The sequence below is a fragment of the Bacillus sp. CIS52 genome (assembly GCF_053545315.1).
In genome coordinates, this window is sequence record NZ_JBIUFR010000001.1 from 668,963 (window position 1) to 682,611 (window position 13,649).

The 13,649-nt window shown below is 48.2% G+C and carries 11 protein-coding genes; 2 read left to right on the plus strand and 9 right to left on the minus strand.

What is annotated here, in order from left to right; genetic code table 11:
- Positions 1-38 precede the first annotated feature (38 nt).
- From ACH32G_RS02820 to ACH32G_RS02845, 6 genes are all read right to left on the minus strand, one after another.
- Positions 39-1,658, minus strand: a complete 1,620-nt coding sequence (locus ACH32G_RS02820) for a peptide ABC transporter substrate-binding protein (RefSeq protein WP_448813975.1) — start codon at positions 1,656-1,658, stop codon at positions 39-41.
- Complete coding sequence (locus ACH32G_RS02825; RefSeq protein ID WP_264820021.1) at positions 1,655-2,686, minus strand: ABC transporter ATP-binding protein; 1,032 nt, start codon at positions 2,684-2,686, stop codon at positions 1,655-1,657. The genes ACH32G_RS02820 and ACH32G_RS02825 overlap by 4 nt, the downstream gene beginning before the upstream one ends.
- Before the next feature lie 5 nt (positions 2,687-2,691).
- The gene (locus tag ACH32G_RS02830; protein WP_047475384.1) at positions 2,692-3,639 is read right to left on the minus strand and encodes an ABC transporter permease; all 948 of its coding nucleotides are present in this window, start codon (positions 3,637-3,639) and stop codon (positions 2,692-2,694) included.
- Positions 3,640-3,644: 5 nt separating this feature from the next.
- On the minus strand, positions 3,645-4,571 hold the full coding sequence (locus tag ACH32G_RS02835; protein WP_016936417.1) for an ABC transporter permease: 927 nt from the start codon (positions 4,569-4,571) through the stop codon (positions 3,645-3,647).
- Positions 4,572-4,584: 13 nt separating this feature from the next.
- Positions 4,585-5,409 (minus strand): M55 family metallopeptidase, encoded by an 825-nt coding sequence (locus ACH32G_RS02840; RefSeq protein WP_016936418.1) that lies wholly within the window; start codon positions 5,407-5,409, stop codon positions 4,585-4,587.
- Positions 5,410-5,564: 155 nt separating this feature from the next.
- The gene (locus ACH32G_RS02845; RefSeq protein ID WP_188153959.1) at positions 5,565-7,127 is read right to left on the minus strand and encodes an MFS transporter; all 1,563 of its coding nucleotides are present in this window, start codon (positions 7,125-7,127) and stop codon (positions 5,565-5,567) included.
- Between the two features lie 285 nt (positions 7,128-7,412).
- On the opposite strand from ACH32G_RS02845, the gene htrA reads away from it, so the two are divergent.
- Both htrA and ACH32G_RS02855 read left to right on the plus strand, forming a co-directional pair.
- Complete coding sequence (gene htrA, locus ACH32G_RS02850) at positions 7,413-8,762, plus strand: serine protease HtrA (protein WP_188153958.1); 1,350 nt, start codon at positions 7,413-7,415, stop codon at positions 8,760-8,762.
- Positions 8,763-8,861: 99 nt separating this feature from the next.
- On the plus strand, positions 8,862-9,038 hold the full coding sequence (locus tag ACH32G_RS02855; protein ID WP_173425957.1) for a hypothetical protein: 177 nt from the start codon (positions 8,862-8,864) through the stop codon (positions 9,036-9,038).
- Between the two features lie 91 nt (positions 9,039-9,129).
- Here the strand turns inward: ACH32G_RS02855 and ACH32G_RS02860 are convergent, their stop codons facing one another.
- The 3 genes from ACH32G_RS02860 to ACH32G_RS02870 all read right to left on the minus strand — a co-directional run bounded on the left by ACH32G_RS02860 (position 9,130) and on the right by ACH32G_RS02870 (position 13,381).
- Positions 9,130-10,101 carry a glycosyltransferase family 2 protein gene (locus ACH32G_RS02860; protein WP_016936422.1) on the minus strand — a complete coding sequence of 324 codons (972 nt, stop codon included), beginning with the start codon at positions 10,099-10,101 and terminating at the stop codon, positions 9,130-9,132.
- A gap of 11 nt (positions 10,102-10,112) precedes the next feature.
- Complete coding sequence (locus tag ACH32G_RS02865; protein WP_327814004.1) at positions 10,113-12,245, minus strand: ArnT family glycosyltransferase; 2,133 nt, start codon at positions 12,243-12,245, stop codon at positions 10,113-10,115.
- Positions 12,246-12,430: 185 nt separating this feature from the next.
- Positions 12,431-13,381, minus strand: coding sequence for a ring-cleaving dioxygenase (locus ACH32G_RS02870; RefSeq protein ID WP_016936424.1), 951 nt, complete (start codon positions 13,379-13,381; stop codon positions 12,431-12,433).
- Positions 13,382-13,649 lie beyond the last annotated feature (268 nt).

The following is a 13,649-nucleotide window of genomic DNA, read 5'->3' on the forward strand; positions in this document are numbered from 1 at the left end:
AAAAGTGAAACACAGCGGTATTTGTTTCCGTTGTGATATCAGGACTTTTCCGCCCATTTCAGATCAATGTAACCGACGGGATGCCGGACAATGCCTTTCACACCGCTGTTCTGCAGATGCACCTGATTGTAAAAATAAATCGGAATGATCGGTGCCTCGTTCATGAGCAGCTTTTCCGCTTTATGCATGAGCGCAAAACGTTTTTTTGCATCGGCTTCCTGTTTTGCCTGTTTGATATATTCGTCGTAATCCGCGCTGCCCCAGCCTGTGCGGTTCATGGAATTCCCCGTCTGGAAAGCTTCAAGAAAACTGATCGGATCTGCGTAATCCGGTAAAAATGAGCTTTGAGAGAACTGGAACTTCAGTCCTTTCTGCTCCTCTAAAAAGACGTTCCATTCCATATTGGCGAGCTTAATGTCTATACCGAGCACACTTTTGAGCTTCTGCTGTATCGCTTCCGCTATTTTCTTATGCTCCGGTTTTGTGCTGTATGTCAGTGTGACTTCAGGCAGCTTGTCATAATGCTCTTCTGCCATGCCCTTTTCCAGCAGTTTTTTGGCTTCTGATTCATTCGGGGTTAATAAACTGCCGCCCGCTTCGCGGAAATCTTTCCCGTCAGGCTGCGTAAATCCCGGAGATACGAAAGCATGCGCCGGCTTTTCCCTGTTTTTGGTCACATAATCCGTGATTTCTTTTTGATCAATTGCTGCAGCAAACGCTTTTCTGATCTTTTCATTTTGGAACGGCTCCATTTTTACGTTAAAGCGATAGAAATAAAGTCCGGCCTGATCCCACGTGCGGACGTTTTTTCCGCCCATCAGCTGCTCACTCAGTTCTGCCGGCACGAAAGCGGTATCCAAATCCCCCGACTGGAACATTTGATAGTCTGTATTCCGGTCACTGACCATCGCCCATGTGACTTGATCCAGTTTCACCGTCTTTTTATCCCAGTACGTCTCGTTTTTGACCATCGTCATGCTGTCATCATGCTTCCATTCCGTCAGCTTGAACGGTCCGTTGCCGACAAAGGTTTTCGCTTCAGTGAACCATTTCGGATCAGCCTTGGCTGCCCTTTCATTAATCGGGAAATACGCCGGATTGGATACGACGCTCAGAAAATAATCCTGCGGTGCCGCCAATGTGACGACCAGTGTTTTTTTATCTTTTGCCTCAACTTTCACGTCTTCTTTTTTGCCTTTTCCGCTGTTAAATTCTTCTCCGCCCTTGATCATGTAGCCGAGAAATGCGGAAGATGCGCCCGTTTTCGGATCAAGCATCCGTTTCCAGGCGTAGACGAAGTCATCCGCCGTGACGGGATCGCCATTTGTCCATTTGGCATTATCACGGATATTGAAGGTATATGTCAGCTTATCAGCGGACACCTTCCAGCTTTCCGCCATGGCCGGTTCGGGCTTATTATCTTTTCCAAGCCTCGTTAAGCCTTCCATGATGTTATTGAGCGGCTGCCAGGAAACATTATTAAATCCGATCGGCGGATCAAGTGAGGTCGGCTCATTTTCGTTATTGAGCCGGAGCACCGTTTCGCCCCCCTGTTCTTTTGCTTTGCCGGGTTCTGTCCCCGCCTGCTCATTGGCCGTACAGCCCATCAAAGCAAACGAAACAACAGCAATCACTCCGATCGCCCATCTCTTTTTCATTTGAATCCCCCTTTTTCCTCTGCTGCCGTCAGCTGTTTGTGCTTCAGCCGCTCGGCACGGTGATCCTGAAGCCAGCAGTTGACGAAATGGCTTTTGGATTTCACGGTTGTTTCCGGATATACCTTTTCACAGACGATCATCCTGTCCGGACAGCGGGCGGCAAACGGACAGCCCGGCGGCGGATCGAATAAATCAGGCGGAGTCCCGTCAATCGGCGAAAGCTCACTGTCCTCCATATCCAGCCGCGGCACTGAGCGGAGCAGCCCCTTTGTGTAGGGATGAGCCGGCCGGTAAAAAATATCATGCCTCGTGCCGATTTCGGCGATTTTTCCCGCATACATGACGGCCACCCTGTCAGCGGTTTGAGCGACAACACCGAGGTCATGCGTGATCAGAATAATAGATACGCCTGTTTTTCTTTGAATCTTCTTAAATAATTCAAGGATTTGCGCTTGAATCGTCACATCAAGAGCCGTTGTCGGTTCATCGGCGATCATGATTTCCGGCTCACAGATCAGCGCCATCGCGATCACGATCCGCTGCCGCATGCCCCCGCTTAATTGGTGAGGATACTGCTTCAGGCGGGATTTCGAGTCAGGGATTCCGACCAGATCCAGCATAGCGAGAACCTCGGATTCAGCTTTTTTTCTCGTCATGGCGCGGTGTTCCAACAGCGCTTCCGAAAGCTGATCCCCTATGGTCAACGTCGGATTGAGCGCCGTCATCGGGTCCTGAAAAATCATAGAAATGTCGCGCCCCCGAATTGCCCGGATTTCCCGCTCCGTCATTTGGCAAAGGTCTTTCTGTTTAAATTGTATGCTTCCGGATTCAATCTTTGCCGAATGTTTCGGAAGAAGACCCATCACGGCTTGTGACGTCACGCTTTTTCCGCAGCCCGATTCACCGACGATCGCAAACGTTTCACCTTTATATAAATCAAAGCCGACGCCTCTGACGGCTTTTACGGTGCCGCCGTATGTCGAAAAAGTAACATGCAGATTTTGAACTGAAAGAATTGGCTGCGTCATTTTTCCTACCTCCTCAGTTTCGGATCTAACGCGTCCTGCAAGCCGTCTCCAAGCACGTTAAACGCGTACATCGTTAAGGAAATGAAAAAGGCGGGGAAAAACAGCCGCCACCAATGGCCTGATAAAATCGCCGGAAGCCCGTCGTTTGCCATGACGCCCCAGCTTGCAAACGGCGCCTGAATGCCGAGTCCGAGAAAACTTAGAAATGATTCCGCAAAAATCGCCGCCGGCACCGTCAGCGTCATTTGGACAATAATGGCTCCCATCGTATTCGGCAGCAGATTTTTCTTAATGATCCGAAATGTTTTCGCTCCAAACGTTTTCGAAGCAAGCACGTGTTCATCATGCTTCATCCTCAGTACCTGCCCTCTGACAATCCGCGCCATGCCGACCCATCCCGTCACGGTCAGAGCGACGATGATGGAACCGAGCCCCGGTCCCATCAGCACCATTAACAAAATGACAACGAGCAGATACGGTAAGCCGTAGAGAACTTCGATGATTCTCATCATGGCGCTGTCTGTCCGCCCACCTTTGTAGCCGGCGACGCCTCCGTAAATGACGCCGATCAAAAAGTCGATCAACGCCGCCATCACACCGACAAATAAAGAGATCCTCGCTCCGTACCATGTTCTTGTAAACACGTCCCGCCCAAGCTCGTCAGTTCCGAACCAATGTGAAAAAGACGGCGGAAGATTCTGCTCGGCGAGCGTCTGCCTCGTCACACTGTGCGGTGATATCAGCGGACCGAACACTGCTGAAAGAAACAGGCAGCATAAAATCACAAGGCCGGCCATCGCCAATTTGTTCTTTTTAAGCCGCCGCCACGCATCCTGAGTGTAAGACAGGCTCGGACGCTTCACCGACTCGGTTTCACCCTTTCTTTCCATGCCCGGCTGAAACCAGTCATCTGGCACTTCTGTGTGTTTTACCGTTTCTTGCGGGAGACTCATCAGGCTCACCCTTTCTTATGAAGTTTTATGCGCGGATCCAGCAGGCCGTATGCCAAATCAACCAGAAACAGCATGACGATCAGAATCACACTGTAAAAAACGGTCGTTCCCATAATCACCGGGTAGTCACGCTGATTGATGCTTTCCACGAAATATTTGCCCATTCCCGGAATGGCAAAGATTTTCTCGATGACGAAACTGCCCGTCAGGATACTTGCGGCAAGCGTGCCAAGTACTGTCACAACGGGCATAAGAGCATTTTTCAAGGCGTGTTTGATGATAATTTTGACAGGGGAAAGACCTTTTGCTTTTGCCGTGCGGATATAATCCTGAGTCAGCACTTCGGCCATGCTTGACCTTGTCAGCCTCGCGATAATGGCCATAGGGCCGACGGCAAGCGCAACAGTCGGCAGCACCATATGAATGGGGCTCGTCCAGGTGGCTGCCGGAAACCATTTCAGATGAACCGCAAATTGCTGAATCAGCAGTGTCGCCATAATAAAATTCGGAATGGAAATCCCCAGCACCGCAAGGCTCATGGCTGCATAATCGAGAAAGCCGCCGCGTCTGAGAGCGGCCGTTATGCCGAGCGCAAGTCCTGAAATAACAGCGACAATGATCGCCGTTATGCCAAGCTCAAAGGAAACGGGAAATCCGCGTTCAAGCATGGCGTTTACACTGTCTGACGGTTTTTTGATTGAAGGACCGAAATCAAAGGCGAGAATGGATTTTAGATAAATGGCGTATTGAGTGATAAGAGGTTCGTTCAGATGGTAGTAGGATTCGAGATTTCGCTGGACCGCTTCGTTTGTGCCCCGCTCCTCGTTAAAAGGCGAGCCGGGTATCACTTTCATCATGACAAATGTCAGAGTGGTGATGACGAGCACGGTCACAATCATGGCGATAAAACGTTTGATAAAATACCGCAGCATGCCGTTCACCCCTTTAACAGAATGTTGTTCTCATGGCGAGTTCTGTCATGACGAGCATGGCCTGATAAGCTTCCGGCATGTCTTTTGCCTGAAATTGAACGGTTGTCGTTCCCGGTACAATTTCTGTGCCCGGCATTAAATGGGCCCATTCAGCCTGTCCGTAGTTGGCAAATTCAATGCCTAATACAGGTCGATCAGGCGGTGTCAGCGGCTTGACCTTATCTTTATTTTTGAGCGCATAAGCTGTTTTTTCCGTCAGGAGCCGCCCGGCTTTTTGAGGAGACAGGCATTTGACAGCGGTTCTTGAAATGGATTGTTTGACGGCGGCAGTCGTCACATTCGGTATCAGCTCCTCCGCTTCTTTTGCGGCGCAATCGTCTCCGGCTGCCATGATAACCGGGACGCCGTAAAATCCGGCGAGGTAGGCATTCAGCCCCAGTTCACCGACCGGCTGATCATTTATGTAAAAATGGCGCACGCCGAAAATCATGCTGTGTGACATGACGCCCGGCATCGAGGCTCTTGCATGATAGCCGATAAACATCACGCCCGAATATGATTCATCAAGCCCCTGCATCATAGAAAACGGCTTGACATCCCCCGTGATCAGCTCTGCCTCAGGATGAAGTTTTTCTGCAAGCAGATTATTCATCTTAGAGTGGCTGTCGTTCACAGTCACTTCCGTGCATCCGTTATTAAACGCTTCAGCGATGCACCAGTTTGCTTCTTCAGTCATCAGAACCCTGCCGCGCTCATAATTGTGCATGCGGGAATTGACAAATGTTTCATCCGGCAGTCCGGAAATCCCCTCCATGTCTACAGATAGATACAGTTTCATATAATGCCTCCTTTTTTATTTAAAATTCCGATATTAAATTATGAATATTCTAACAAATTATATTAAAAAAGGATGAAACATGCAATATACCATTATGCCTTTATAGGAAAAAACAAACCCTTTTCACAGGGAAAAGGGTTTGTTGATAGAAAAAGTTACATCCTGTTTTTGTTTATAGGGTGACCCTGAAACTGTCTGACCGCACTTCTGTATTCGCGATCGGGAATGACCTGATGCCTGATCGGTTCAGGAACCTGCGGCGAAGGCTCTTCAGCCGCCTGCCTGCGTACGGTATGCGGTTTATGCGCCAGCTTATGTCCCATGCCGGTCGCATTCATGACAAATGATAAACACACTAAAAGCAGGCTAAAGATAAAAGCAATTAGAAACAGATCGCTGTATGTCCCCATCAGCTGGTCATGCGGCGATTGTGTGCTGCGCGCGCCCCAAAGCGTGCCCGAAGCATCTCTTTTCGTAAAATACCCGATTAATACAGGCGCGCCCATATAAATGAACAGCCGTAAAAACTGAACGGCCGTCATGCGTTTCACCAGTTCCGGAAGCGGCCCGCCCAACGCGGCGCCCATCAGTCCGGCCGCCACGATAAGCCCTGTCCCTGCCGCCAGCATCACGAAAAGACCCGCAAATAGAATAAGCGGCAGATGATGATCCGTCGTCATCCATTGAAAATTCACGAACACCAATATAACAGAGCCTGTTATGCCGAGCATGCCCGGGCCGACTTTATCATATGCTAAAGCACTGATGACAGCGGCAACGGCCACGCCTCCCAAAAGGCTCGCATATAAGAATATTAACTGGGTTTGTGACAAATGGTATGCGGTCTGAAGCTCCCCGTGAAATGCAGAAAGACTGACCGCTATGGAAATGCTGCCCGCAGCGATCATGAAAACACCCAGAATCGGCTTTGGAATCAGCATAAGTTTAATCGAAATCAGCGCATGTTCGTTTCTGTACTGCATAATCAGCAGGATCAGCAGAATGACGAAGCTTCCGCCAAATCCCGCCAATGTATGCCAAGACGAAAAGCCCCATTTCGGCAGATGAATAAACGTATAAGCGGTCAGCACGGCTGATATACCGGCCAAAAGAAAACCGATGCTGTCAAATGGAGATTTTTCAGCATTTTTATGAGCATCATCCCGCAGCCACACATAACTGAAAATCAAGCCGAAAAGAGACAGCAGGCCAAAAATGATAAACAGCCAATGCCAATGGCCGGCGGCGCTTGCCGCCGCCGTGCCTAATACGGTCCCCATAATGACGGCTCCGTAAAATCCGCCGATTAACACAAATAATGCGTAATTGCGCCGCTCAATCGGAAACGAAAGCACCAGCATCGGAATCATAATCATCAGCATAGTGCCCGCCGCAGCTCCCTGCAGCAAACGGCCCGCAGCGAGCAGGTAAATATCATTCGTCACAGCAGCGAGCAGCGCACCGATGACACCCGCGGCCATCGAAATCATATAGACAGGCCGGGAGCCGAACCTTTTTCTTAAATACGGCCCAGCCGGCACAAATAAGACGAATGCCATATTACCGATAATAATCGGATGAAAAGAGTCAAAGTTTTCCCCGCCGACCGTCTGCCGGACAAGGCTTTGGACAGCCGCAAGAGCGGTGTTCGACATCAGTCCCGGCCCGACCGCCAGCACAGCAAGCAGAGAAATAATCCAGTGATGTTTTTCTTTCATTTGGCAGCCCCTTTCTAAAATTTGACAAAGTGAAAAAGCTAACAGATTTCCCCCATTAGCTTGACAGAATTTTCATATCTTTTCATGTGAAGGATTGAACATAATATCTTATTTATTATTTCAAATCCGATGGAAATTGTCAATATAGAGCGCCGCCGTCCGATTACGTCTTTTTCACAATTTCCCACAATCTTTTCATTATTATCCCACATTTTTTGTTTAAGATGGAGTCAGTAATAATAGGCAAATCATGCTATGATGAAATAGAGAAACGGAGTGAACATGATGGATAACTATCGTGATGAAAATCGGACAGACCAAAAAGAACAGGAAGTCCTTTTAGTAAAAGAAAATCAGCAGCCGGCGAGATATTCCGCACCGGACGAGGACAAGAAAAAACGAAGCTTCGGCTGGTTCAGACCGCTTCTCGGCGGGGTGATCGGCGGGGGGCTCGCCCTCGGCATCTATTCATTTACGCCGCTTGGAGACCATCAGACTCAAGATACTTCAAATCCGGCTCCCGCTCAGGAAACGTCTTCAGTAACCGCTAAGCAGACATCTTCTGATTCCGGCAGCGGCAAATCGGCAAACAGCTCATCCGCAAATTCAAGCAGCATTTCGAATATGGTGGAAGATATTTCACCGGCGATCGTCGGAATCACCAATCTGCAAAAGCAGCAAAACAGTTCAGATTTATTCGGATTCGGTTCCGGTTCAGATTCGAACTCAAATTCATCGGGTGAAGATGCGGAAACAGGCTCAGGTTCAGGCGTTATCTTTAAGAAAGCAAACGGCAAGGCGTATATTATTACGAATAATCACGTGGTTGAAGGCGCCTCTTCCCTTAAAGTGTCATTATATGACGGCACCGATGTAACAGCTAAACTCGTCGGCCGTGATTCGCTGACAGACTTGGCCGTATTAGAAATCAGTGATAAACACGTAACAAAAACGGCAAGCTTCGGCAGCTCATCCGCTCTCAGAACGGGTGAATCCGTGATCGCCATTGGTGATCCGCTCGGCAAAGACCTTTCCCGCACCGTCACACAGGGAATCGTGAGCGGTTTAAACAGAACGGTCTCGATTTCCACATCAGCCGGCGAGTCAAGTATCAACGTCATTCAAACCGATGCCGCCATCAATCCTGGAAACAGCGGCGGGCCGCTCTTGAATACAGACGGCAAAATCATCGGCATCAACAGCATGAAAATCAGTGAAAATGATGTAGAAGGCATCGGTTTTGCGATTCCGAGCAACGATGTCAAACCGATTGCCGAAGAGCTTCTCACGAAAGGACAGGTGGAGCGCCCTTATATCGGGGTGAGCATGATCGACTTGGAGCAAGTGCCGCAAAACTATCAGGAAGGCACACTCGGCCTTTTCGGCAAACAGCTGAATAAAGGGGTTTACATTCGCGAAGTGGCGCAGGGATCCCCTGCAGCCAAAGCCGGATTAAAAGCAGAAGACATCATTATCAGCTTGAAAGGGAAAGAAACTGACACGGGCAGCGAACTTCGCAATATTCTCTATAAGAATACGAAAGTCGGCAGCACCGTTGACGTGAAGATTATCAGAAACGGCAAGGAAATGACAAAAAAAATGAAACTGACTCAAAAAGAAGAAACTTCGTCTTAACAAAAATCCAAGGCAGCGGCCTTGGATTTTTTATATACAGATGAAACTTTAGGCTTAGATCAGCCGTATGACTTAGTGTACAAAGGAGGATACATACCTATGAAACATACCGGACTTTTGCTGGTCGTTACCGGCCTTATCTTATTGCAGCTGAGCATTCAGCTTCCTCAGCAAAACGTGGCTTGGGGCATGACGCTGGGTGCAAGCATTTTATTGAACCTGACGGGAACCGGCTTGATCATGCGCTCTCTGCACATCCAGACCGGCCGCAGATGAATGAAAAAATCCGCGGGACACTCTGTGTTCTTGCGGATTTTATTTTTGACATAAAAGCACCCTGCCCGGGTGGCCGGACAGGGTGTTTCGGTTAAGACATATGCTGATCCCGATAAACCTTTTCGTTTTTAATGCCGTACGCTTTTTGCACGATATAGAGCGGACGGTCTTTTGCTTCATCATAAATCCTTCCGATATATTCGCCGATTATTCCGAGCATTAAAAGAACGATGCCGCTGAATAACAGCTGTATCACAATCAGAGAGGACCAGCCCGTTATGGTGCTGTCTGTAAAGAGTTTCATATATAAAACGATAAACATATAGAGAAAACCCGCCCCGGACATCATCATTCCCGCGTAGCTTGCCGCCTTGAGCGGTTTATGGGAGAACGTTGTGATACCGTCCATGGAAAGCTTCAGCATTTTTTTAAGCGGGTATTTCGTTTCTCCCGCAAGCCTCTCATCACGTTCATATTCAACAGCAGTCTGCTTAAAGCCGACCCAGCTGACGAGCCCTCTGACAAAAGGATTTTTCTCTTTTAATCTTTTCATTTCGTCACAGACTTTTCGGTCAAGCAGGCGGAAATCTCCGGTATCGAGCGGAATATCAATATCAGTCACGCTCCGAAGCAGCCGGTAAAACATAGAAGCCGTCTGTTTCTTGAAAAAGGTTTCTCCCTTTCGTTTTGTTCTGACGGCGTACACGACATCGTAGCCTTCTTTCCACTGTTCAATCATATCAAGGATTAGTTCGGGAGGGTCCTGCAAATCGGCGTCAATGACGACGATTGCATTTCCCTCTGCGTAATCCATGCCCGCGGTGATCGCGATCTGGTGTCCGAAGTTTCTGGAAAAATCAATAATTTTCACTCTCGGATCAATCAGACTGTGTTCTCGTAATATTTCAATACTGCGGTCTTTGCTTCCGTCATTAACAAAGATTAATTCATAATGGTCTTTTGTTTGATCCATGACTTCTTTCAGACGCTGATAGGTTGTCTGAATGACGGGTTCTTCGTTATACACCGGGACGACAATTGAATATTGAATATGTCTGCTCATATTTTTTCCTCCTATTCATCAGATTGCAGTTCGTATAATGAAGCTGACTGATTCATTCCGCCGGGGCCGCCGCCCATCCGGCTGTTTTCACCTGAGGTCTTGCTGCGCTTTGTATCAGCTGCATCATGATTTTTCGTTTTCTGATCTGTGCTTGTTTGCCATTTATCTGAAGATACTTTCTTACCGTTTTTCTCAACCCATTCAACAATTTCGTTGTTTCCGCCTTTGCCCATTCCGGATGTTAAGAAGTATTTTACTTTCCCTTCTTTTACGAGCTTTTTAAATTGAGTCAGCGTGATGGCCGGATCAGATCCGCTGAATCCGCCGATCGCCATGACCGCTTTTTTCGTTTTGATAATGTAAGGCGCCGCTGTGTTGGAATCGGTTGTTGCAAATAGATAGTCCGCTCCGGCGTTATGTTTCTCTAAATAGCTGATCAGTTTTTTATTTACAGAGGCGTTATTCATTCCCATGCCTTTCCCGCTTGTTGACGCAAGCTGGGGGCCTGTTTCAGGCAATGAGCTGTTGCCCCCGTACAGAAGCGGTGTGCTCGCCCAATATAACGGCATCACCAGCAAGACGAGAAGAGCGGCAAGTGACAGATAATAACTGAGCGGTTTTTGGCGCTGTTTGAACACGGACAGAGCGATTGCAGACAAAGCTCCGATAACGCCAACACCGATGCTCCAACCTGCGCCGATTTGATCAATCCAGTTTCTGAGGATAAACAGCTCAAATCCGGTTGTCACAAGAATAGCGGCCGGCAGAAGCCAAGACTTCCAGCCTGTCTCCATGCGGTACAGATGAACGAGAGCAACCCATCCCGCACCGGCAAGAGCAGCAATCGGAGGGGCCAGCATAATGAGATAATAATGGTGGAAAAATTCCGCCACACTGAAGAATCCGGCAATCGGCACTAGCCACGCTGCCCAAAAGATCGTTTCCTTCTGTTCTTCTGACAATCTTCTTCTTTCTCTCGCCCCGGCGATCAGTAAACCGGCCATTCCAAAAATCGCAAACGGCAGGAGCCAGCTGATCTGATCAGATAATTCTTGTTGGAAGAGCCTCAGCGGACCGGGGGTTCCCGTCCCGAACATTCCTGAACCTGATTGCATTTTTGAGCCGGTGCCTGCGCCTCCTTTTCCTCCGCCGCTTGGAGGGCCTCCTTGACCGCCATTCGGCATTTCGCCGCCGCTTGGCATTTGCCCTGTAGATGGAGGTGCCGTCATGTTGCCGTTTTGAGATTTGCCTTCGTTTGAAGACTGTCCGGGCGGCGCCTGCAGTTGTGAAGAACCGGCGGAAGAAGCCTTTTCTTTCGAAGCGTCTCCGTGCGGCATGCCCTGACCGCCGCCCGAACTTTGGCCTGTCAGCCGCTGAATGCCGTTATATCCGAAAGCCAATTCCAATACTGAGTTGGTCTGGCTGCTTCCGACATATGGCCGTTTGCCGGCAGGGATATTGTCAACAATGAGCGGCCATGACAACGAAACGGCCGCTAATACGGCCAGCGCGCTTGCCAATGAAATGATTTTTTTCTTAATGGTTGTGTTTGCCGCAATCATATAGAACAGCAAGAAAGCCGGTAAAATCATATAAGCTTGAAGCATTTTTGTATTAAAACCTACCCCGACGACAAAGAACGCCGCCAGAAGCCAAATCAGTTTTCCTTTTCGAATCGCTTTAAAGAGGAGCCATGTGGCGAACAGCAGGAAAAAGACCAGTAAAGCATCGACATTGTTTGTCCGCGCGACCGCTGCAGCGATCGGGGTGCATGCCATGACAAATGAGGCGATGCGGGCCGCCGTTTTTCCGAACGTCGGCTTTATTAATAAGTACATGAACAGAACCGAGCCTACACCCGCCAATGCTTGAGGCAGGATGACACTCCACCCGTGCATACCGAATATCAGCGCGCTGATCGTTTGAATCTGGTATGTAACAGGCGGTTTATCTACCGTGATAAATCCGGCTGCGTCAAATGAAGCGTAAAAGAAATTATGAAAGCTTTGTAGCATACTCGTTACCGCTGCGGTGTAATAAGGGTTCACCGTATCGTCATTCCAGATGTTGTACATATTCAAGAATGCGGAAACGAGTAAAATGAGGATTAAGACTGCGTCTATCTCGCGTTTTTTCATTTTCACCTGTATTTTCACTCCTTTGGTTGAACTTTGAACAAGTGTAACAACCAAATGTGAAAAATTTATTAATAAACAAAGACAATTATTTTGCCGTTTACAAATGGGTAAAAAGAAGGACAAAACGGTTTTAGAAAGTAAAAAAAGATGCCTCCCTCAAGCCGCGGGAGGCATCTGTCATTATTCCTGATTTATTGAATCGGTTTCAGCCGCGCTTCTATTTCAGAACGGCGGTGTTCGAGATAAGGCGGAAGCGCCACCGTTTTGCCGAGCTCCTCAGGTTTTTCATCAACCATAAATCCCGGACCGTCCGTTGACAATTCAAACAGAATTCCGTTCGGTTCCCGGAAGTACAGCGCTTTGAAATAATAACGCTCTACGATGCCTGAGTTGCTGAAACCTTCTTTTGTAATGATGCGGTGCCATAAAGCAAGCTCCTCTTCATTCTGAACGCGGAAGGCCACATGGTGGACGCTGCCTTTCCCCGGACGCTCTCGCGGAAGATCGTTTCTTTCAATCAGATGGACTTCCGTGCGCGCGCCTCCGTTTCCTGATTCCAGCACTGTAACTGTGCCCCGGTCTTCATGGGTTTCTTTTCCGATTTCAGTGAAGCCGAGCACATCGGTTAACACACGCAGCGTCGGCTCCGCATACGGGACAGTCAATTCAACGGGACCAAGACCGCGGAAAGAATATTCTTCCGGAATGCCGCTTTGTTTCACCGCTTCACCGATGTCTTTTCCTTTTTCGTCAGCCGTCAATACAAGCCGCTGTCCTTCATGATCCTGAAAAGCGAGTGTCTCTCTGCCCGCTATTGTCACGATGTCGCCATGAGCGACCTGATGCTCTTCGAATCGTTTTTTCCAATATTGCAGCGCTTGTGCATCCGGGACACGCAGGCCGATTGAAGAAATACTGTTTGTTCCCGCATGAAACGGCGCAATCCGCGGAATTTCGAAAAACGTCAATTCAGATCCCGGATTGGCTGTTTCATCACCGTAAAACAAATGATACATCGTCGGTTCATCTTGGTTTACGGACTTTTTCACAAGTTTCAGTCCCAGGATGTCCCGATAGAAATCTAAATTTTTCTGCGCATCAGCCGTCATTGCTGATACATGGTGTATTCCGTTAACTTTCATTATGTTATCCTCCACTCAATTATCTCGATTTCGAGATATTTTATATATACAATTTATGTTATCCGGAGCATAAAGTCAACACATCTGCTTTGCCGACGGTCCGCAGATTTCCGTCTTCAAAATAACGAACTATAGAAATTTTAAAACTCTTAATGTTCGTTTTTAAAATAAAATATTTTTCTTATCAAAAGCGAAAACCTTTGTTTTTAAGCCAAAAGCCGAAATCAGAAAATTTATTTTATTCGTGTTTCAGCAATTAGGGTTTACA